Here is a 21,144-nt window from a genome sequence, read left to right on the forward strand (position 1 = left end):
TCGGCATGAATGCAGGAGGTGCAACAGTTAGCCAAGTCTGAAAGTTTTCCTTGACCGCGGCCGCGCGGTGTTCAATACTTTCCGCCATGGCTAAGTTTTCTACAGACTTGGACAGGGCATTTTCCGCTCTGGCGGATCCCACGAGACGGGCGATCGTCGGTCGTCTTTGCGATGGGCCGAAAACCGTCAGTGCGCTTGCCGAGCCGTTCGAAATGGCCCTGCCCTCGCTGCTCAAGCATGTGCGGGTGCTCGAGGAGAGCGGGCTCGTCAGCTCCGAGAAAATCGGACGCGTGCGAACCTGCAGCATCGATCCACACGCCCTGCACGCGACCGAGGCGTGGCTACGGCAACATATCGCCGCGTGGGAAACGCGCCTCGACCGCATGGAAGCCCACATCGAACGCATGAAGAGGGAGGCCTAGAACATGAGAGAAGCATCAGAGAACACCCACTCACCGTGGCGAGACTGGCCCATCGATCGTGAAATCGTCATCTCGCGCGTGATCGACGCCGGCCGGGGCGTCGTCTACGCGGCGTGGACGGACCCCAACCAGATCCAACAGTGGTTCGGACCGGAAGGCATGGTCATCGAAACCAAGGAAATCGATCTGCGTCCAGGAGGAATGTGGCGCTTCGACATGGTCGCGCGCGATGGCACGCGCTACACCAACCGAATGGTTTTCCTGCGCATGGATGCCGACGCACGGATCGAAGTCGAGCACGGTTCGGACCAGGATGACGACCCGGGCCGATTCAGGATGCTCGTCACTTTCGATGAGCAAAGCGATGGCAAGACCGTGCTCACGCTGCGCCAGATGCACCCGTCGAGGGAGCAACGGCAAGCCGGGATCGGCTTCGGCGCCGTCGAATATGGCGGCCAGACGCTGGACAAGCTGGCCCGCCACGTTGCGGAGCGGACGGGGAAATGAGCAGAGGGGGTGATCGCGGAGCCTAGCCCGCGAGGCGCCATTCGCCGACTTCGATGCGGTTGCGGCCCAGCCGCTTGGCGGTATAGAGCGCGCGGTCGGCGCGGGCCATGACGTCCTCAAGGCTCGGCATGTTGTCGTCGCCAAAGGCAATGCCGGCACTGACGGTGCAGCAGAAACTCTCAACCTCGGCGCCGGGAAAGACAATCGCGGCGAAGGCGGACAGGACGCGCTCGGCGATCTTGCGCGCCTGCTCAGGCGACACGCCGTCCATGACCATGGCAAACTCCTCGCCGCCGAGACGGATGACATGGTCGACGTTGCGGGCATTATCCTGGAAGGCGCGCGCGAAACCCTTCAGGACCTCGTCGCCGACGGCATGGCCGTGACGATCGTTGACCTGCTTGAAGTGGTCGAGGTCGAACAGCACCACCGCCTTCCGAGGACCGAAGGGCCCGGCATGGGCTGCCTGAAGCGCTCTCCGGTTCAAGAGCCCGGTCATCGGGTCGATCATTGCGGCCCGCTGGAAGCTGTCGGCGATTCTCGACTGGTCGAGGAGCAAGGTCAGGGCTCCGACGCCGGTCATGCCGAGGACCGACATGACGACATTGATGTCCTCGGCCCAATTGGTGGGCGGATAGCCGATGGACCACTGGCCCTGCGCAAGCAGGACGAGGCCGCAGAGCGAGAACGAGACGCCAAGCAGAAGGTACAGCGCGGATAGCGACGAGAGCGAAAACAGGGCGCCGCGCCGGGCGCTGAAGCAGGTCCAGGCACACAGATAGAACATGGCTGCCGTCAGCCCGTTCTGGGCGACCAGGGCCAGCCCGTCATAGCCCAGCGCGAAGACCGGCGGCACCAGAACGAGATAGGGAATGGCGATCGAGAGAATGATGGGGATCGGGCTCGTGCTGTGGGCATATTGCCGGTTGGCGGCGTAAAGGCCGATCGCGCCAAGGGGCAGCAGCGCGCAAGCGACGGTGCCAAAGATCGGCGACAGGGTCTGGTCGTAGAGCCAGAAGGCGGCGACGTGGCCGACGAGGACGACGATGGCGGCAGCCCAGGTCACCATGAAGCCGCTGCCGCGATTGACGCGCCAGAAGGAAATCACGGTGAAGCTCAGGCACAGACCCGAAATTGCCGTGGCGAGAAGCAGCGAATTGATGTCGAGCATCGGCGCATCCTCCGCGCTGGGGCCTCCGACGGACTTGGCGATCGGGACGATCGTCCCGCAAAAATCTTCACCACCTGTTAACGCAGGCGGCGGCAGTCCGAGGAACTTGGCGTCCTACCCTTCCCCGAGCAGCTTGAGATTGGCATCGACGAGCCGCTTGTCTGCCATGCCGGCCCTGGCCTCCATGAGCAACGCGCGGGCCTGCGCCTTGTCGCCGCGCAAGAGGTGGGAATAGCCCATATTGTTGACGATCTTCGGGCGGCGGCCCGCCAGCTTGAGCGCTTGTGCATACGCACGGTCAGCGAAGTCGAAACGGCCGAGTTGGTCGTAGGAAGCGGCGAGACCGAGCCAGCCCTCGGCGTTGGCCGCGTCGAGCTCGACCGCCTTGCGGAAATGCTTTTCGGCAAGCCCGTAATTGGCCTGGCGGAAATGCGACTTGGCCGAAGCGAGGTCGCCGGCGCCGGGCATCGCCCTTGGCGCGCCGAAGGCGCTGGTGGTGGTCGTGTCGATGGCGGCGGTCTGGCAGCCGGTCAAGACCATCATGCCGACGATCGCGGCCGCGAGTATTCCTGTCTTGCGAAACATGGCCCCTGGCATCCCCTGTCGGAATTCCGACTTTGGTCGACCATAGCCGATGCCGCTTAAGCTTCGGTGGGGGAATGGGCGCAATCTGGAAGGGTCGCGGTAACCGCGCGTTAAGCAAAAGAGCGTGGCTATTGAGCGGAACGCGGAATCATTCCATCGCAGTCATGCGCACGATGATCGGGATGATCGCGACCATCAGCACCACGGGCAGGATGCAAACCGTCACCGGCACAGACATCTTGGCGGGAAGCGCGTGGGCCTTCTCCTCGGCAAGCGACATGCGCTTGTGGCGCATCTCGTCCGAGAATACGCGCAGAGCGCCCGACAGGCTGGTGCCGAGTTCCTTGGATTGCTGGAGGAGCGTGGCGAAGGAGCGAACCTCGTCGAGGCTGAGACGGTCGGCAAGCGACTTCAGCGCGCCGTCGAGGCTACGCCCGGCGCGCAACTCGATCGAGACGAGCCGCAGATTCTGGCTGAGCGCGGGATAGGTCGCCTCCAGTTCCTTGGAGACGCGCTCGATGCCCGCCTCCATGCTCATGCCGGCATCCGAGCAGACGATCATCAGGTCCATGAAGTCTGGAAAGCCGTTGCGGTACTCGATCATCTTGGTCTTGATCTTCTGCGACAGCATCAGCGACGGCATGAAATAGCCGATGATCGCGGCGATGCCGACGAAGATCCAGCGGTTCATGTCCGTCGATGCCTCGCCATAGACGCGGGCGATGACCAACGCGACGATGCCGACGACGACCAGAGCGACGAAACGGATGAGGAAGAAGACGCCGACGGCGCCGGGGTCCATGTAGCCGGCCTGAATAAGGCGCATGCGCAGGCGCGCGACGTTTTCCGGATCGGCCTTGGCGTAGAATTCGTGCGCGGACTTGGCGGCACGCTCGCGCACGGCGTTGGCGCCCCTGGGCTTGTCCTTCTTCGGCGCCTGGGCCTCCTTGTCGGTGCCAGCCCGGAGCCGGCGCTTGATATCGCCCCGGTCGCCGAAACCGGCGAGAAGCGGCCATGCGGCGGCAAGCCCGCCGCCAAGCAGGAGCAGCAGCGCCAGCGGCCACAGCGGCAGGGGCCCGGAAAACCCGAAAAGTTCAGCCACGCCGCCCATCGTCAGAACCTGAAATTCGCCATCTTGAACATCATCGCGTTGCCCAGGAGCAGCCATGCCACCGAACCGCCCAGCAGATACCAGGTCATCGGCACATGCCAGATGGAGGCATAGAATTCGGGCATCATGACCATGATGCCGGCGGCCAGCAAAGCGGGGATGGCGCTCAGGATATAGGCCGACATGCGGCCTTCCGTGGATATCGAGCGCACCTTGCGCTTGAGCTTGCCGCGCTCGCGGATGACGGTCGACAGGCCGTCGAGGATTTCGCGCAGATTGCCGCCGGAGCTCGACTGGATCGAGACGGCGGTGACGAAGAGCGGCAGGTCGTCATGGCCAACGCGCTGGTACATCGCATGCAAAGCGGTGACGAGGTCTGAACCGAAGGTGACTTCGTCGGCGACGAGGCCGAACTCGGTGCCGATCGGATCGGGCATCTCGCGGGCGACCATGGCAATCGCGACCGGCACCGGATGACCGGCCTTGAGTGAGCGCGTGATCAGTTCCAGCGCCTCGGGCAACTGGATGCCGAACAGCTTGTGACGCCGCGATCGCAGGAAGCGCAGCGTCATGAGCGGCAGGATCGCGCAAAGCGGCAGCGCGGCAAGGAGCGCCATGCGCAACGGCACGCCGAAATAGGCGAGCAGCAGCGCGATGCCGAACGCCGCGCCGGTCGTGGTGAGAAGGAAGCGCGGTATCGGCATCACCAGGCCGGACTGGGCGCGCAGCTTGCGCAGGCCGTTGAGCGAGAACAGGCTCGCGCCATCGACGCCGCGCTCCTTGCGGAGCTGGACGAGCACCTGCTGCTGGGACAGCATGCTGTCCTGCAGCCGCATGCGGCGGTTGACGGCAACGCGCCTGTCGTTGCGGCCGGAATAGATCAGGAAGACGGCCTCGGCGATGAGTATGCCGGTGATCGCCGCGGCGGCGTAGATGAGGTAGAGCGCGGTCATGTGGGGACCCCGGGGACACTGGTCAGAAAGGCCGCAGCTCTACGGCGCCCCCCTCTGGCCTGCCGGCCATCTCCCCCACGAGGGGGGAGATCAGCCTTCACAGTTCTTGGCGTTGATCCTGCGAGGCCGGTGGTTGGCGAAGGCGCAGAGAATGGAGCTCGACATTGGCCCCCTCTGGCCTGCCGGCCATCTCCCCCACGAGTGGCGAGATCAGCCTTCACAGTTCTTGGCGTTGATTCTGCGAGGCCGGCGGTTGGCGAAGGCGGAGAGGATGGAGCTCGACATTGGCCTCCTCTGGCCTGCCGGCCATCTCCCCCACGAAGGGGGAGATCAGCCTTCACATTTCTTGGCGCTGATCCTGCGAGGCCGGTGGTTGGCGAAGGCGCAGAGGATGGAGCTCGACATTGGCCCCCTCTGGCCTGCCGGCCATCTCCCCCACGAGGGGGGAGATCAGATGCCGCATTGGTTACGCGCAATCCACCATGCTGACGAACGGACGAAAGGTGTGATGAAGGCCAATCTCCCCCCTCGTGGGGGAGATGTCCGGCAGGACAGAGGGGGGCAACGTAGGGTGTGTCCATCTCCGACCAGTTCACTCCTGCGGCTTTCCGGGCTCGAAATATTTGCCGTCGAATTCGATGCCCATGGCCTTGAGGTCTTCGAGGAAGCGCGGGCGGATGCCGGTGGCTTCGAAATGGCCGACGATACGGCCGTCGTTTTCGGTCCCGGTGCGCACGAAGCGGAAGATTTCCTGCATCTGGATGACGTCGCCCTCCATGCCGGTGACCTCGGCGACGCTGGTGACCTTGCGCTGGCCGTCGGCAAGGCGGGTCAACTGCACGATGATGTCGAGCGCCGACGCGATCTGCGAGCGGATCGAGGCGACCGTCATCGGCATGCCGGTCATGCCGAGCATCTGTTCGAGGCGGCTGATCGCGTCGCGCGGCGTGTTGGCGTGGATGGTCGCCATCGAGCCCTCGTGGCCGGTGTTCATCGCCTGCAGCATGTCGAACGCCTCCTCGCCACGGCACTCGCCGAGGATGACGCGGTCGGGGCGCATGCGCAGCGCATTCTTGACGAGGTCGCGCTGGCGGATCTCGCCATGGCCCTCGATGTTGGCGGGACGGGTTTCCATGCGAGCGACGTGCGGCTGCTGGAGCTGGAGTTCGGCGGCGTCCTCGATGGTGATGAGGCGCTCGTCCTCGGGAATGAAGGCCGACAGCGCGTTGAGCATCGTCGTCTTGCCGGTGCCCGTGCCGCCGGAGATGATCGTGGTCTTGCGGGCGTAGACGGCGGCGGCAAGCACTTCCGCCATGGTGTGGGTGATGGCGCCGAACTCGACCAGCTTGTGCAGGCCGAGCTTGTTCTTGGAAAATTTGCGGATCGAGACCAGCGGGCCGTCGACGCCGACGGGCCGGATGGCGGCGTTGAAGCGCGAGCCGTCCAGCATTCGCGCGTCGACCATAGGCTGGCTCTCGTCGACACGGCGGCCGACGGCGGCGACGATCTTGTTGATGATGCGCAGCAGATGCGCCTCGTCCTTGAACGGGACGTGGATCTTTTCGAGCTTGCCGCGCCGTTCGACGAAGCAGTTCTCATGACCGTTGATCAGGATGTCGTTGATCGTAGGGTCCTTCAGCAGCGGCTCCAGCGGGCCGAGGCCGACCATCTCGTCGACGATGTCGTCGACCAGCGCGTCGAGCTCGGCGGAGTTGATCGCCATACGCTCCTCGCGCGTTTTCTCGGTGACGAAATCGTGCACCTGGCGGCGCATCTCGTCCTTGGGAAGGCGTTCCAGCGCGACGAGATTGATCTCCTCGATGAGCATGCGGTGGATGCGGATGCGCGCCTCGAGAACCCGGTTGGACGCCTTGGACTGCTCCTGCCTGACCTCGGGTTCCTGCTTGCGGGAGTTGGGAATCGTGACGACGACTTCGCGCTCCGAGGAACGGGAAGGACGCGGGGCTTGGGCCGCGCGGGCCTGAAGCATGGAGAAACGGCTTGCCGACATGGGCGCTATCCCGACTTTCGCATGAACGGCAGGCCGAACAGCGATTTCTTCTTCGGCGATGCCGCCTCTTCAGGCAGGATGATGCGCTTCAGGTCGTTGACGACATTGGCGTTGGCATCGATCGCCTGCAGGGGCACGCCGCGATCGACCGCCTCGCGCACGAGCTTGTAGTTGTTGGCGATGCCGCCGGCGAAGTAGTTGCCCAGCACTTCCTGCACGTCGGCCTGCTTGACGCCGTTGTCGAAGGCGCGCTGCTCGAAGCGGTTGACGATCACCTGCGGCTCGACCTCCTTGCCGACCGTCTCCTGGATCGCCTTGATCAAGCGCTGGGTGTGGCGCAGGCAGGGAACGGTCATCTCGGCGACGATGTAGAGCTTGTTCGAGCCCAGGAGCACGGTCTGGGTCCAAGGGAACCAGGTGCGCGGCAGGTCGATGACGACATTGTCGAAATAGGCCGAGACGAGATCGAGCATGCGCAGGACCACGTCGGTGTTGAAGGTGCGCATCTCGGCCGGCTGGGTGGGAGCGGCGAGAAGGCAAAGGCCGCTCTCGTGCTTCGACAGCATGACGTCGAGAAGCTGGCGGTCGAGGCGCTCCGGCTGGTTCTCGATCTCGGTGATGTCGAACAGCGGCTCGAGATCGAGATATTCGGCACAGGCGCCCTGCTGGAAGTTCAGGTCGACGATGCAGGTGGAGGCAGGGCGCGAAATCGAATGATGGAGCTGCCACGCGGTCTGCAATGCCAGCGTCGTGGCGCCGACGCCGCCGGCGGCGGGCATGAAGGTGTAGATCTGCGAATCGGCATTCTCCGCCCTGCCCGGCCCGTGCATCGCACGTATGCAGGAGCGAACGAGGTCGGCGGTGGTGATCGGCTTGACCAGGAAATCCGCAACGTGGAGCTGCACCAGAATGCGCACGGCGGCCGCGTTGAATTCCTGGGTGACGACGACGACCGGGGCGCGACCGTCAAGGCGGCGCATGACGCGCTGGAGCGCCTCGATCTGGTCGATCCTGGAAGCATCCATGTCGATGATGACGACGCCACAATCGGCCTCCTGGAGCTCGCCGCGCAGTTCGGCGATCGGCTTTTCGACGGTCACGAGTTCCGTCGCCTCGGAGGTCGCAAAGGCGGAGCGCACCTCCTGGGCGAAGGCGCGGTCGGGCGAAACGAGGACAATGCGGCGGGCGGCGGCCGTGCTCATCGGGCGACACCCGTGGCGGCGCGCACCAGTTCGCTTTCTCCTTCGGCTTCGCTGCTCTCGGCCTCGCCGCGATCCGCCGGCACCAGCAGATGCGTGTCCTCGACGCCGACGGGCCAGGGATCGACCATCTGCATCGCGGTGTTGGCGGCAATCGCGTCACCGGCCTGAAGCGTCACGCCGTCATAGCGCAACACGTCCTCGGTCATGCAACCGGACAGCGGCAGCAGGACAACGGAAAGCAGGAGGAGTTTCACCTTGCTGGCCATTGCGTCACTCCAGATCCAGGAAATGGCCGTGGGAAGGAAGGGGTGCGCTTGCGCCCCCGGCACCACCACCGGGGGCGTAAGCGAGCGCGCCGACCGGACGGCCATTGGCGCGCACTTCCTCGACATTGCCGAGGAAATAGTCGGTGTTGCTGGCCGGCTTCGAGCCATCGAACGGTGTCGCCGGGCGCTTGGTCGGGTCCATCGGCTTGACCAGATACGGGGTGATGATGATCACGAGGTCGGTCTCGCGACGCTGGTAGGCCTTGGAGGAGAACAATGCGCCGATGACGGGTAGCCGCCCGATGCCCGGCATGCGCTGCATCACCTGATCGCCCTGGCTCTGCAGCAGGCCGGCGATCATGAAGCTCTGGCCGCTCTTGAGATCGACCGAGGTCTGAGCGCGGCGCACGATGAAGCCCGGGATCGCGATGTCGCCGATGCGATAGGAGGCCGAGGTATCGACGGACGAGACTTCGGGCTCGATGTCGAGGCTGATGAGCCCATCGGCCAGCACCTTGGGCGTGAAGCCGAGGCTGACGCCGTACTGCTTGTACTCGACGGTGACCTTGTTCTCGTCGGTGGAGACCGGAATGGGGAACTCGCCGCCGGCAAGGAAACTCGCGCGCTCGCCGGAACGTGCGATCAGGTTCGGCTCGGCCAGACGACGCGCGACACCGCGATCCTCCAGCGCCTTGATCGCCCAGTCGATGGAAAAGCCGCCGGACGCGTAGCTGCCCAGGATGTCGCTGATGCCGGTCGACGCGCCGGCCTGCGGGTCGGAGTTCAACGAGAACGAACCAGCGGGCCCGACATAGCTCGCGCCGATCCGCGAGCTGAGCTCCTGGCCGACCTGGCGATTGACCTCGACGAAGCGAACGTTGAGCTGCACCTGCTGCGAGGACGAGATGGCGACGGAATTGATGACCTCTTCCTCGTCGGAGAAGCGCGCCGCGATGCTGGTCGCCTTCTCGACGGAGACCGCGTCTTCGGCAGACCCGGAAAGAACCAGCCGGCCATTGGCCGAATCGACCTTGATGGCGCTGCCGGGTACCGCGTCGCGGATGGTGCTGGCGAGGCGCGCTGTATCCAGCGTCACCTCGATGTCGACGGAGGCGACGAGCTGGCGGTTCTCGTCGAACAGCGCGATGCCGGTGGTGCCGAGCGCGTTGCCGAGGACGTAGAAGGAACGATCGGTGAGCGGCGTGACATTGGCGATGTCGGGATCGCCGACGACGATCTCGTAGAAGGTCTGGGCGGTGCGCACGGTGCGCGGCTTGCCTTTCGCCACCTTGACCAGCGTGTGCCCGCCGGCGGCAAGCTGGATCGTGTCGCCGTTGGCCCGCGCCACGCGCGCCGCGCCGAAGGCGAGCGCGAACGCCGCCAGGAATATCAGGGGCATGCGCAAGTGGCGCAGCCAGCCATTCTTGCCCGCAGGCGTGCTTTGTCTCATGGTCCCCTTGGCTCCCATCCAGCCAGCCATGCCGCCACCCGTCACTGGACAGGCGACACCACTTCGTAACTTTGTGTTTCAGTCATGCCCCGCGTGACGATCACCGTGGTCAGGCGCGGTCCCGCCGGCTCGTCGGCGTTGCCGAACAGGCTGCCGACAGCCTCCGTCACCCCGCTCCCCAGCGAGCCGCCGAAAGAGGAAATGGTGGTCAGCCCGTCAGGCGTCAGGCCACCTTCGCCCGCCGAGCGCAACGATAGCGACAGCGTGCCGACATTGCGCGCCAGCGCCACTTTCTGCGCGCCTTCCATCGTCACCTCGAGGGTGACGGAATCGACCACCTGAGGCCCGGTCTCGCGGGTGTCGGCGCCCTGCCCAACCGTCAGCACACGCGCGTTGGAAACGACGATCTCGGTCGCGATCGTCGAACCCGAGGCACCGCGCGCATTGCCTGACACTTCCTGGATCGCACCGGCATCGCGGGTCAGCACGACGTCGACCCGATCGCCGGGCGTGATGAAGCCTCCGACGCCGGCGATCTCGTCGGTGCGCACCGTGACGGCGCGCATGCCCGGCGACAGCAGATTGGAAAGCGAGGCCCGGCCGTTGGGGCCGGACAGCTTGGCCAGAAGCACCGGCTCGTTCGGCTCCATCGGCGAGAGGACCACGCGAGGCCCCTCGCCCATCAGGTCGTCAATCGACGCGAAGGCGCCTTCTGGACGCGATTGCGCCGGCCACGGAATTTCCACGAGCTGCGCGGCGTCAAGCGGCGCGCCATAGCGCAGCGGCGCCGAGGCGACGACGATCTTGCCGAACGCGACGTCCGGCGCCGACGCGACGAGCACCGGCGCTGCCTCGATGCGTGCGCTTGCCTGGCTGCGCAGCCAGACGTCCGCAACGAAGATCGAGACGGCACCGAACACGGCGGCGATGCCGATCATGGCTATGACTTTACGTTTCAAGCGCCTGCCCCCGGGCAATCGGATTCCTGGTGTGATTGACGGCAAGCCTGGGGCGGAAACCTAAACAAGACGGTAGCGAGGGCCGGACGCGCCGGGACTTTCGGGTGCACTGGTTAGCCAATTGCGACCACGGTCCGTAAAATTGCCGCTATGTGGACAGATGGGTCGCCTCACCGAACGGAACGGGAACTCCCGTCGCAATGGCCAATGAACCATGGCAGTATCGGCGGTGATTCGCAGGCAATCGAACGACAGGCTTCATGGAAGACGCAAACGATCTCTTCTCCGGCATGCCGGCTCCACAGACGCCGCCGCCATCGCGCCCGACCGATCCGCTGGTGCAGGCGGCCAAGGCAACCAAGCCGCAGACGAAGGACGGCAGCGAAGGCTATAGCGCGGCCGACATCGAGGTGCTGGAAGGTCTTGAACCGGTGCGCCGGCGGCCCGGCATGTATATTGGCGGCACCGACGAGAAGGCTCTGCATCACCTGTTTGCGGAAGTCATCGACAACTGCATGGACGAGGCTGTTGCCGGCCACGCGACGTTCATCGACGTGGAGTTCTCAGCCGACGGCTCGTTGAGCGTCACCGACAATGGGCGCGGCATTCCAATCGATCCGCATCCGAAATTCCGCGACAAGTCGGCGCTCGAAGTCATCATGACGACGCTGCATGCCGGCGGCAAGTTCGACTCCAAGGTCTACGAGACGTCGGGCGGCCTGCATGGCGTCGGCGTGTCGGTGGTCAACGCGCTGTCGGACATGCTGGAGGTGGAAGTCGCGCGGGGCCGAAAGCTCTATCGCCAGCGTTTCTCGCGCGGCGTGCCGCAGGGGCCGCTGGAGAATCTCGGCGAAGTGCACAACCGGCGCGGCACCAAGGTGCGGTTCCATCCCGACGCAGAGATCTTCGGCAAGAACGCAAAGTTCGAGCCGGCCCGGCTGCTGAAGATGGCGCGGTCGAAAGCCTATCTATTCGGCGGGGTGGAGATCCGCTGGACGTGCGATCCGGCGCTGATCGGCGAGAAGGACGAGACGCCCACAAAGGCGGTGTTCCACTTCCCCGGCGGCCTCAAGGACTATCTGGCAGCGTCGCTGGGGACGGACTTCCAGGTGACGCGGGAAATCTTCGCCGGCAAGAGCGAGAAGCAGAGCGGCCATGGTTCCGTCGAATGGGCGGTGACGTGGCATGGCGGCGACGGCTTCGTGAACTCCTATTGCAACACCATCCCGACGCCGGAGGGCGGCAGCCACGAAATGGGCTTCCGCACCGTGCTGACGCGTGGGCTGAAGGCCTATGCGGAACTCGTCGGCAACAAACGGGCGTCGATCGTCACCTCCGAGGACGTGATGATCTCGGCGGCGGGCATGCTGTCGGTGTTCATCCGCGAGCCCGAATTCGTCGGCCAGACCAAGGACCGGCTGGCCACCGTGGAGGCGCAGCGCATCGTCGAGACGGCGATCCGCGACGCGTTCGACCACTGGCTGGCGGACAATCCGAACGAATCGTCGAAGCTGCTCGACTGGGTGATCGCCCGGGCCGACGAGCGCCTGAAACGGCGGCAGGAAAAGGAAATCAGCCGCAAGTCGGCAGTGCGCAAGCTGCGGCTGCCCGGCAAGCTGGCCGACTGCACGCAAAGTGCGGCGCAAGGCGCGGAACTGTTCATCGTCGAGGGCGACTCGGCCGGCGGCTCGGCAAAGCAGGCGCGCGACCGGGCCAAGCAGGCGGTGCTGCCGCTGCGCGGCAAGATTCTCAATGTCGCCAGCGCCGGCTCCGACAAGCTGGCCGCCAACCAGCAGATAGCCGACCTGGTGCAGGCGCTAGGGTGCGGCACGCGGTCGAAATACCGCGACGACGACCTGCGCTACGACCGCATCATCATCATGACCGATGCCGACGTCGACGGCGCCCATATCGCGTCGCTGCTGATCACCTTCTTCTACCAGGAGATGCCGCAACTGATACGCGGTGGGCACCTCTACATGGCGGTGCCGCCGCTCTACCGGCTGAGCCAGGGCGGCAAGGTGATGTATGCGCGCGACGACGCCCACAAGGACGAGCTGATCAAGAGCGAGTTCACCGGGCGCGGCAAGATCGAGATCGGGCGCTTCAAGGGCCTCGGCGAGATGATGGCGGCGCAGCTCAAGGAAACCACGATGGACCCGAAGAAACGCACGCTGCTGCGGGTCGACGTGCTGGACGACGAGGCGGCGACGAAGGCGTCGGTTGAATCGTTGATGGGCACCAAGCCGGAAGCGCGCTTCCGGTTCATCCAGGACCGCGCCGAGTTCGTCGCCGAACTCGACATCTGACGTAAGCCAGCCCGGTCAGGCGGCCGCGATGGCAAGCGCGTGGCAGCGCGCATTCTCGCGCAGCACTTCGAGATGGATCGACTTGACGAGCGCGGCGAGTTCGCCGCGCGCGGTGGAACCGGCCTGCGTTTCCGCGGTGCTCTCGATTTCCCTGAGCATCAGCCAGCTCACTTCCTGAGCGCCGGCGACGCGGCGGCCGGCGGCAACCTCGCGCCAGACCTTCAGCGCCCGCAGGAAGACGCCATGCATGGGTGCAGCCAGTCCGGCGGCGCGAAACAGCGCCGTCACCGCGACATCGCGACCCGAGGCTAGCACGGCCCGGACGCGGGTTTCCGACTGCGACGACAAGGCCATCAGCACCGAGCCGAAGAAGTCGACCTTGCCGTGCGCGACGGCGCGGACGAGAAACGATGCCGTGAGCTCGCCGCGCAGGCGCAGATGCTCCACCAGCGCCGCGTGCTCGTGGGTGCGGGTGTGCTCGATGAGGGTCAGAGATGCGCGCATGCATGCTTCGCGGGTGACGCGCTCGGCGCGCCGGGCGCCCATCAGCGCACGCACCAGCGGTGCCTCTCGCAGGGCTTCGCCGAGCTTGACCAGCAGCGTATGGCGGCAGTCGCCCGGCAGGCGCGGATTGGTGAGAAGGCGCTCGCGCAGCGCGGCCTCGTGGCCATGGCGTTCAGCCAGGCGGCGGAAGGTAAGCTGGGCGATGTCGGCGCCGTCATTTGAAACGAGGGCGAGGCAGGCTTCGAGCTCGCCGACTTCGGCGATGGCCGCCGACAGGCTCATCGAGACATAGGGCCGCGAGGCGACAAGCGCCTGGATGGGGCCGTCCGACGAGGCGACACGATCGATGAGTTCGGCGTCACCGAGGAGTGGCGAGCGCACGAGGATGCAGGCTGCCACGTCGTGCTGATCGGCTGCCAATGCGGCGACGATCTGCGCCGGCGCCTGGCTGCTCATCGACAGGGCCTCGGCCAGCGCCGCCCTCACCTTCGGAGAGGGATCGTCGAGCAGCAGCGTCAGCGCGGCTTCGGCCTCGCAGCGATCCTCGAAGGGAAGCTGGTGGTCGAGAAAGGCACGGGCGAGCGCGGTCGCGGCCGCCGCGCGTTCGGCGACCTTCGCACTGCCGATCCATTTCAGGAAATGTCTGATGACCATGGACGCCAACGCCAACTCCGCCCCAATTGACGCCGACGCTAGAGAAAAATGGTTTACGAACGGTTCACCATGGCTATTAACCTGCCGGCAACCATGAAGGACGAGGAGAGACGCATGGCCGGGCTTTATCTGGAGGAATATGTGGTCGGCCAGGTGATCCATCACCCGATCCGGCGTTCGGTGACCGAGGCGGACAACGTGCTGTTCTCCACCATGACGATGAACCCGCAGCCGCTGCACATCGATTTCGACGCGGCGGCGAAGAGTGAGTGGGGCAAGCCGCTGGTCAACTCGCTGTTCACGCTGGGGCTGATGATCGGCATTTCCGTCCATGACACGACGCTCGGCACCATCGTCGCCAATCTTGGGATGACCGAGGTCGTCTTCCCGCACCCCGTCTTCCACGGCGACACGATCCGGGTGGAAACGGAAATCCGCTCGATCCGCGAATCGAAGTCGAAGCCGGATCGCGGCATCGTCGAGATGGAGCACCGCGCGTTCAACCAGAATGGCGACCTCGTCGCCCGCTGCATCCGCCAGACGATGGTGCAGAAGAAGCAGGTGACGGCCTGATGCGCTCCCTGCTGTTCGTGCCGGGCGATTCGGAAAAGAAACTCGCCAAGGGTCTCGCATCCGGCGCCGACGTGCTGATCGTCGACCTGGAAGACTCGGTGGCGCCGGACAACAAGGCTGCTGGCCGCGCGCTGGCAGCCGCGTTTATCGCCACCAATAAGTCCGGCCCGCGGATCTACGTGCGCGTCAACGACCTGTCGACGGGTCTGACCGACGACGACCTCGCAGCGGTGATGCCGTCGGCGCCTTCCGGCATCATGCTGCCGAAGTCCAACAGCCGCGACGATGTCGAGCGGCTCGCCGTGCGGCTGCGCGTCGCGGAAGCCGAAAACGGGCTGCCGGACGGCTCGACGAGGATCATTCCGATCATCACCGAGACGCCGCTTGGCGTGCTCAACGCCGCGACCTATTCACAAGGCGGGACACGGCTGGCCGGGCTGACCTGGGGCGCGGAAGACCTGTCGGCGGCGATCGGCGCCAGCGACACGCGCGATGCCGGCGGCGCCTATACCGACCTGTTCCGTCTGGCGCGGGTCTCGACCATTCTTGCGGCAAGCGCCGCCGGCGTCGCGGCCATCGACACGGTCTTTCCGAATTTCCGCGACGAGCAGGCGTTCCGGCGCGACTGCTTCGAAGGCGTGCGCGACGGTTTTACCGCGCGCATGGCGATCCACCCCGCGCAGGTGCCGGTCATCAACGAGATATTCACGCCGTCCAGCGACGCGGTGGCGCATGCGCGCGCGGTGGTCGAGGCATTTGCAGCGGCCGGCAACCCGGGGGTCGTCGGCATAGACGGCAAGATGTACGACCGCCCTCACCTGAAACGCGCCGAACGCCTGCTGGAACGGGCGAAGGCCGCAGGGGTGCTGTGAAGGGTCGTTCTGGCGCGATGCCGTATTGCTGTTGACCACGCAATATACGATCCATATATGGTTCGTATATTGGACAAGTGTGAGATACGTGAATGGGCATCGTGAAAATCGACGACGACCTGCATGAGGAGGCCCGCCGGGCTTCGACGGTGATGTGCCGCTCGATCAATGCGCAGGCGGAATTCTGGATGACGATCGGCATGCTGGCGGAAGCGAATCCGACCCTGTCGTTCAACGAGATCGTCAAGATGCAGTTCGCCGCCGCGCATGTGCGGATGCCGGATCTCGCGGACGCCTGACATGGTCAAGACCCCGGACGAACTGGCGCTGATGCGCATTTCCGGCAGGTTGCTGGCCTCGGTGTTCGAGATGCTGGATGGCCAGGATCTTGTCGGCAAGTCGACATTGCAGGTCGACGACCTCGTCGAGCGCTTCATCACCGACGACCTCGCCGCGCGGCCCGCAAGCAAGGGGCAATATGGCTTCAAGCATGTGCTGAACTGCTCGATCAACCATGTCGTCTGCCACGGCGTGCCAAATCCGCAGGATATCATCCGCGACGGCGATATCGTCAATTTCGACATCACGCTGGAGAAGAACGGCTATATCGCCGATTCCAGCAAGACCTATCTGGTCGGCGATGCCGCGCCGGCTGCCAGACGGTTGGTGCGCGTCGCCCAGGAGGCGATGTGGAAGGGCATCAGGCAGGTGCGGCCCGGCGCGCAACTGGGCGACATCGGTTTTGCGATCGAGCGCCACGCCAAGAAGAACGGCTATTCGGTGGTGCGGGAATATTGCGGGCACGGCGTCGGACGCGAGATGCATGAGGAGCCGCAGGTGCTCAATTACGGCAAGCCCGGGACCGGACTGACGCTGCGCGAGGGGATGGTCTTCACCATCGAACCAATGGTCAACCAGGGCACGCGCAGGGTCTCGACCGCGAGCGACGGCTGGACGGTGGTGACCAACGACCGCAAGCTTTCCGCCCAGTTCGAGCATACGGTGGCGGTGACGAAAGACGGCGTCGACGTGCTGACGCTGCGCCGCGATGAGACGGCGATGCCGGTCTCTCCATGAAGCCGTGGGTCCATCTCGATGCCGCCGATGTGCCGGGAGGCACGACGCAGTTGCGCCTCAAGCGCAGGGGCGACGAATATTCCATCATGCTCGGCACCAACGAATTGATGAACAGCCGCCTCAGCGGCTCCGAACAGGCGCTGGCCGATCTCGTGGCCGAACGCATTGCCGACAGAGCCGCGCCGAAGCTGCTGATCGGCGGGCTGGGCATGGGCTTTACGCTGCGGGCCGCACTCCGGCGCTTCAGCGCCGATGCCGAGATCACCGTCGCGGAGCTCGTGCCCGCCGTCATCGCCTGGGCGAACGGGCCGCTTGCGCCGGTGTTCGCGGACAGCCTTGCAGACCCGAGGGTGAGCATCGTCAACGACGACGTCGGCAGTCTCATCGCCGCCAACTCACTCGGGTACGACGCGATCCTGCTGGACGTCGACAACGGCCCGGAAGGGCTGAGCAGGGAGCAGAACAACGGCCTTTACGACCAGACGGGATTGCAGCAAGCCCGGGCGGCGCTGCGGCCGGCGGGACTGCTGGCCGTCTGGTCGTCAGCCCCGAGCCCCGCCTTCACGCGCCGCCTCGGCCGCGCCGGGTTCGCGGCCGAGGAAGTCACGGTGCGGGCCAGCACACATGGCCGCGGCGCGCGGCACATGATCTGGATTGCAACCAAGCGCGGGTGATGAGTAGTTGAAAGACCGCGGCGGCGTGCTTCAGCCAGGCGCGGGTTCTGTTGCCGGCGTCTTTGCGGATGGCAGGTTGTCGATGAATGCCGTTATCGTTGTGCGAAACGGGGTCGTCGGTCGCGCGATCAGCCGGCCGAGATCGCCGCCATCATTGAACAGCGCGCCCTTGGCGATACCCGCATCGGTATTCGAGAGGATCGCCGCGACCATTTCAGGCAAGCCAGCGCTCAGAACCGCCTGCTTGAAATCATCCGGTGTCAGGTTCTCGTAGGTCATCGGCTGGCCCGACGCCTCGCTCACCACGGCGACCAGCTCTTCCAGCGTGAAGGCGGCATCGCCCGCCAGCTCGTAGGTCCGCCCGGCATGGTCGCCGCCCACCAGCACGCTGGCCGCAGCCTCCGCATAGTCGGCACGGGCCGCCGACGAGATGCGCCCCTCGCCCGCAGCGCCGATGAGCGTTCCCTGCTCCACAGCCATCGGCAGCCGCCAGGTGAAGACCTCGGTGTACCAGCCATTGCGCAGCAGGACGTAAGGCACGCCCGATTCCGCCAGGGCGGCCTCAGTGTCGCGGTGCTCTTCGGCAAGAAGCAGCGGGGATGTGTCGGCATGAAGGATGCTGGTGTAGGCGATCAGGCCGACACCGGCATGCCTGGCAGCGGAGATGACGTTGCGGTGCTGCACCTTGCGCTTGCCGTTCTCGCTGCTGGAGATCAGGAGCATCCGATCGATGCCCTCGAGCGCGCTCGCCAGCGTCTCCGGTCGGTCATAGTCGGTAACGCGAACAGCGACGCCCTTGTCGCGCAGTGCAATGGCAGACGGTTTGGCGGGATCGCGCACGCCCGCGACGATCGCGCTGGCGGGGCGCGTCTCGAGCAACGCATCAATGACCAAGCCGCCAAGGTGCCCTGTTGCGCCGGTGACGAAGATTGTTTGCAGATCGGACATTGTCGTTCTTCCTTGCGGTTCATTTCAGATACAAGGTAACTATGTGAGACCAGCGCCGATGTGAAGGAGGCAGAATTTTGGGACATGGTGAGGCAAAGGTAACCACGCCACAGCCACGAGCCGCCGCTCCGGGTTCCTCGGGAAAACGACCGCAATGGTCGTCCGACGCGGATTGTCCGGTGCGCGATGTCCTCGACCGGATCGGCGACAAGTGGTCGACGCTGATCCTTGGCACATTGGCCGAGGGCCCGCACCGCTTCAGCGCCGTGCAACGTGCAATCCCGGACATTTCCAAGCGGATGCTGACGCAGACGCTGCGCGATCTGGAACGCGATGGCCTGGTCGCCAGAGCCGTCTATCCGACCAAGCCGCCAAGTGTCGAATACCGTCTGACGCCGCTTGGCGAGACGATCCTCGAGCCGCTGGCCGTCCTCATCCGTTGGGCGGACCTCAGTCACGCCGCGATCAGGACCGCACGCTCCGCCTTCGACGAAGCCATCTAGCCGGTTGGGCACGCTTCGGTGCCAAAGCATTCATTGCCAATTGCGCCCACGCCCGGTTCGAAATCCGTCGGTCTCAGCGCTATCGACCCAACCCATCCGTCACCCCTCCCATTTCGGGCGGCGCATCTGGAAGGTCTCGGTCACGGCGGCGTAGTCCATGTAGCCGAGGCGGGAGACGGTGCCGGCCTTGACGATGTCGAACAGGCCGTCGGTCATCGCCGCTTCGTCCATATAGACGCCCACGACCTCGCCGAAGACGACGAAGCGGTCGCCGGTCTGGCCGTCGAGGCCCTTGGGCTGGATGATGTCGGTGACCTTGCATTCGAGCGCGGCGAGCGCGCCGCGCACGCGCGGCGGGGCGACGAGGCGCGAAGGCTCCATCTCAAGGCCGGCATAGTCGAATTCCGACGTGCCGCGCGGGGCATCGACAGACGACGCGTTCATCTTGTCGACCAGCGCGCTGCCGACGAGGTTGCAGACGAACTCGCCGGTCTCGCGGGCGAAGGTGACGCTGTCCTTCTCGCTTTCGGACGAGAACATCACGAGATGCGGATGGGTGCTGAGCGCGTTGAAGAACGAATAGGGCGCGAGATTGTGCGCGCCGCCGGCCGACATCGTCGAGATCCATCCGATCGGGCGCGGGGCGACGATGGCCTTAAAAGGGTCGTGCGGCAGGCCATGGCCCTTGGAGGGTTCGTAGAACATTGGCTTATCCTTCAAAAGGTCCGGTGTAGTCGGTGACGAGGGCGTCGATGTCCGGGCGCGGGCGCTCGAACGGCACGCCTTCATGGGTGCCGATATGGACGAAGCCGATGACGCGCTCGTGCGGGGCAAGGCCGAGGATGCGGCGTCCCTCCTCGTCATCGGAATACCAGTTGGTGATCCAGTTGGCGCCGTAGCCGAGCGCATTGGCGGCCAGCACCAGGTTCATGGCGGCGGCTGCGCCCGACAGGACCATTTCCCATTGCGGGATCTTGGGATGCTCGCGCGGGTTCGAGACCACGCCTATCACCAGCGGCGCGCGCGAAAAGCGCGTCAGCTCCTGCTGGCGGCGGGCCTCGCTCAGTTCGCCCTCGCGCTCTGCCGCGCGCGCAGCCAGGAGCTCGCCCGCGCGGATGCGGGCGTCGCCGCGATAGAGGATGAAGCGCCACGGGGCGAGCATGCCGTGATCGGGCACACGGGTGGCGACGGTCAGAAGCGTGCGGATCTCGTCTTGCGAGGGGCCTGGCTGCCTGAGTTCGGCAATGGGCGCGGATTTGCGCGCGAGCAGAAAATCGATGACGGATGAAGACAATGGAGGCTCCCGGGCCGGCTTGGAGGAATTGGTACCGACGGAAAGCCGGATGCCTTGCTTGCGCGAAGCTGAAGGCCTGCGCTTTTGCGCCTTGAAATTGCCACCGGTCTGGGCTTCAAAGCAAGCCATGACAGGGGCGAAATCAAGAGCCAGACCGTTCACACTGGCAGCCAGCATGGCGCTGCTGGGCATCGCGTCCGGCCCAGCCGGCGCGCAGGACGCGGCCGATCCGATCGAATCCCTGAAAGTTCCTGGCATTTCAAGCTATGCGCCACCAAGCGTGCAGCGTCCGCTGGCAACCGCCGGCAATGGCGAGATCACGCTTTCGGCACGCCTGACCGAGGAAGGTCCCGACATCACACGCGGCCTCGTGTGGCGGGTTTTCAAGCCAGTGCCCGACCAGGACGGCAAATTGCCGCTGGTGGCCTCGGCGCAAGGCGGGTCGGGCGTCTTCGACCTCGAACCCGGAAGCTATCTGGTGCACGCCTCGTTCGGTCGTGCCGGCGCGACCAAGCGGATCACCATCGGCTCCCAGTCGCGTTCCGAATCAATGGTGCTCGATGCCGGCGGCATGAAGCTCGACGCGGTGATTTCCGGCGGCCAGCGCATCCCGCGCGACAAGCTGCGCTTCGCCATCTACGAAGCGGAACCGGACATCAATGGCGATCGCGCGCTGATCATTCCCAACGTCAAGCCAGGCGCCGTCGTGCGGCTGAATTCCGGCACATATCACGTCGTGTCGAATTACGGCGCGGTCAACGCCGTGATCCGCTCCGACATTCGCGTGGAAGCCGGCAAGCTGACCGAGGCGACGGTGGAGCACAGGGCCGCCCAGCTCACGCTGAAGCTCGTGCGCGAGAATGGCGGCGAGGCGATCGCCGACACGTCATGGGCGGTGCTGACGGATTCGGGCGATATCGTGCGCGAAAGCGTCGGCGCGTTTGCCTCGATGGTCCTGTCGGAAGGCGACTACGCCATCGTCGCCAAGAACCGCGACCGCATCTACCAGCGCGACTTCAAGGTAGTCGCAGGCCGCAACCAGGACGTCGAGGTGCTGGCCACGGAGAACGAGGCCGACGACGCGGCACTCGACTGAACG

General features: G+C 65.2%; 23 protein-coding genes. 10 read left to right on the plus strand and 13 right to left on the minus strand.

Features of this window, described 5'->3' with window-relative positions; translation table 11 throughout:
- The first annotated feature begins 86 nt into the window (after positions 1-86).
- Together AAFN84_RS14555 and AAFN84_RS14560 are read left to right on the plus strand one after the other, a co-directional pair.
- On the plus strand, positions 87-422 hold the full coding sequence (locus tag AAFN84_RS14555; RefSeq protein WP_347515713.1) for a metalloregulator ArsR/SmtB family transcription factor: 336 nt from the start codon (positions 87-89) through the stop codon (positions 420-422).
- Positions 423-425: 3 nt separating this feature from the next.
- Positions 426-929 (plus strand): SRPBCC family protein, encoded by a 504-nt coding sequence (locus tag AAFN84_RS14560; protein ID WP_347515326.1) that lies wholly within the window; start codon positions 426-428, stop codon positions 927-929.
- Between the two features lie 22 nt (positions 930-951).
- On the opposite strand, the gene AAFN84_RS14565 is transcribed toward AAFN84_RS14560, so the two are convergent.
- From AAFN84_RS14565 to cpaB, 9 genes are all read right to left on the minus strand, one after another.
- Positions 952-2,100 (minus strand): GGDEF domain-containing protein, encoded by a 1,149-nt coding sequence (locus AAFN84_RS14565; protein WP_347515327.1) that lies wholly within the window; start codon positions 2,098-2,100, stop codon positions 952-954.
- Between the two features lie 114 nt (positions 2,101-2,214).
- Positions 2,215-2,685: a hypothetical protein gene (locus AAFN84_RS14570; protein WP_347515328.1), complete on the minus strand. Its 471-nt coding sequence runs from the start codon at positions 2,683-2,685 to the stop codon at positions 2,215-2,217.
- Between the two features lie 148 nt (positions 2,686-2,833).
- On the minus strand, positions 2,834-3,787 hold the full coding sequence (locus AAFN84_RS14575; RefSeq protein ID WP_347515329.1) for a type II secretion system F family protein: 954 nt from the start codon (positions 3,785-3,787) through the stop codon (positions 2,834-2,836).
- 11 nt (positions 3,788-3,798) lie between these two features.
- Positions 3,799-4,749 carry a type II secretion system F family protein gene (locus AAFN84_RS14580; RefSeq protein ID WP_347515330.1) on the minus strand — a complete coding sequence of 317 codons (951 nt, stop codon included), beginning with the start codon at positions 4,747-4,749 and terminating at the stop codon, positions 3,799-3,801.
- Between the two features lie 592 nt (positions 4,750-5,341).
- Entirely contained in the window at positions 5,342-6,760 is a 1,419-nt protein-coding gene (locus AAFN84_RS14585; RefSeq protein ID WP_347515331.1) for a CpaF family protein, read from the minus strand.
- A 5-nt stretch (positions 6,761-6,765) separates the two neighbouring features.
- A complete protein-coding gene (locus tag AAFN84_RS14590; protein ID WP_347515332.1) occupies positions 6,766-7,962 on the minus strand; it encodes a response regulator in 1,197 nt (398 codons plus the stop codon).
- Positions 7,959-8,228 carry a hypothetical protein gene (locus AAFN84_RS14595; protein WP_347515333.1) on the minus strand — a complete coding sequence of 90 codons (270 nt, stop codon included), beginning with the start codon at positions 8,226-8,228 and terminating at the stop codon, positions 7,959-7,961. Before AAFN84_RS14595 ends, AAFN84_RS14590 begins: the two co-directional genes overlap by 4 nt.
- Before the next feature lie 4 nt (positions 8,229-8,232).
- Positions 8,233-9,627, minus strand: coding sequence for a type II and III secretion system protein family protein (locus AAFN84_RS14600; protein ID WP_347515714.1), 1,395 nt, complete (start codon positions 9,625-9,627; stop codon positions 8,233-8,235).
- Between the two features lie 92 nt (positions 9,628-9,719).
- Positions 9,720-10,637, minus strand: a complete 918-nt coding sequence (gene cpaB / locus AAFN84_RS14605; RefSeq protein ID WP_347515334.1) for a Flp pilus assembly protein CpaB — start codon at positions 10,635-10,637, stop codon at positions 9,720-9,722.
- Between the two features lie 260 nt (positions 10,638-10,897).
- On the opposite strand from cpaB, the gene parE reads away from it, so the two are divergent.
- Positions 10,898-12,946, plus strand: coding sequence for a DNA topoisomerase IV subunit B (gene parE / locus AAFN84_RS14610; RefSeq protein ID WP_347515335.1), 2,049 nt, complete (start codon positions 10,898-10,900; stop codon positions 12,944-12,946).
- A 15-nt stretch (positions 12,947-12,961) separates the two neighbouring features.
- On the opposite strand, the gene AAFN84_RS14615 is transcribed toward parE, so the two are convergent.
- A complete protein-coding gene (locus AAFN84_RS14615) occupies positions 12,962-14,104 on the minus strand; it encodes a DUF2336 domain-containing protein (RefSeq protein ID WP_347515336.1) in 1,143 nt (380 codons plus the stop codon).
- A 69-nt stretch (positions 14,105-14,173) separates the two neighbouring features.
- Here AAFN84_RS14615 and AAFN84_RS14620 point away from each other — a divergent pair, with 69 nt between their 5' ends.
- The 5 genes from AAFN84_RS14620 (at position 14,174) to AAFN84_RS14640 (ending at position 17,300) form a co-directional block, all read left to right on the plus strand.
- Complete coding sequence (locus AAFN84_RS14620) at positions 14,174-14,677, plus strand: MaoC family dehydratase (RefSeq protein ID WP_347515337.1); 504 nt, start codon at positions 14,174-14,176, stop codon at positions 14,675-14,677.
- Complete coding sequence (locus AAFN84_RS14625) at positions 14,677-15,549, plus strand: CoA ester lyase (protein WP_347515338.1); 873 nt, start codon at positions 14,677-14,679, stop codon at positions 15,547-15,549. Before AAFN84_RS14620 ends, AAFN84_RS14625 begins: the two co-directional genes overlap by 1 nt.
- 92 nt (positions 15,550-15,641) lie before the next feature.
- Positions 15,642-15,848 carry a ParD-like family protein gene (locus AAFN84_RS14630; RefSeq protein WP_347515339.1) on the plus strand — a complete coding sequence of 69 codons (207 nt, stop codon included), beginning with the start codon at positions 15,642-15,644 and terminating at the stop codon, positions 15,846-15,848.
- Between the two features lies 1 nt (position 15,849).
- Complete coding sequence (gene map / locus AAFN84_RS14635; protein WP_347515340.1) at positions 15,850-16,626, plus strand: type I methionyl aminopeptidase; 777 nt, start codon at positions 15,850-15,852, stop codon at positions 16,624-16,626.
- A complete protein-coding gene (locus tag AAFN84_RS14640; RefSeq protein ID WP_347515341.1) occupies positions 16,623-17,300 on the plus strand; it encodes a hypothetical protein in 678 nt (225 codons plus the stop codon). Before map ends, AAFN84_RS14640 begins: the two co-directional genes overlap by 4 nt.
- A 30-nt stretch (positions 17,301-17,330) precedes the next feature.
- Here the strand turns inward: AAFN84_RS14640 and AAFN84_RS14645 are convergent, their stop codons facing one another.
- Positions 17,331-18,248: an SDR family oxidoreductase gene (locus AAFN84_RS14645; RefSeq protein WP_347515342.1), complete on the minus strand. Its 918-nt coding sequence runs from the start codon at positions 18,246-18,248 to the stop codon at positions 17,331-17,333.
- Positions 18,249-18,427: 179 nt separating this feature from the next.
- Between AAFN84_RS14645 and AAFN84_RS14650 the strand changes: the two genes are divergently transcribed.
- Complete coding sequence (locus tag AAFN84_RS14650; protein WP_347515343.1) at positions 18,428-18,751, plus strand: helix-turn-helix domain-containing protein; 324 nt, start codon at positions 18,428-18,430, stop codon at positions 18,749-18,751.
- Between the two features lie 99 nt (positions 18,752-18,850).
- On the opposite strand, the gene AAFN84_RS14655 is transcribed toward AAFN84_RS14650, so the two are convergent.
- Both AAFN84_RS14655 and AAFN84_RS14660 read right to left on the minus strand, forming a co-directional pair.
- Positions 18,851-19,456, minus strand: coding sequence for a flavin reductase family protein (locus tag AAFN84_RS14655; RefSeq protein ID WP_347515344.1), 606 nt, complete (start codon positions 19,454-19,456; stop codon positions 18,851-18,853).
- A 4-nt stretch (positions 19,457-19,460) separates the two neighbouring features.
- The gene (locus tag AAFN84_RS14660) at positions 19,461-20,045 is read right to left on the minus strand and encodes a nitroreductase (RefSeq protein ID WP_347515345.1); all 585 of its coding nucleotides are present in this window, start codon (positions 20,043-20,045) and stop codon (positions 19,461-19,463) included.
- A 175-nt stretch (positions 20,046-20,220) separates the two neighbouring features.
- On the opposite strand from AAFN84_RS14660, the gene AAFN84_RS14665 reads away from it, so the two are divergent.
- Complete coding sequence (locus tag AAFN84_RS14665) at positions 20,221-21,141, plus strand: hypothetical protein (protein ID WP_347515346.1); 921 nt, start codon at positions 20,221-20,223, stop codon at positions 21,139-21,141.
- Positions 21,142-21,144: the final 3 nt, after the last annotated feature.

Source organism: Mesorhizobium sp. CAU 1741 (genome assembly GCF_039839275.1).
Taxonomy (GTDB): Bacteria; Pseudomonadota; Alphaproteobacteria; order Rhizobiales; family Rhizobiaceae; genus Aerobium.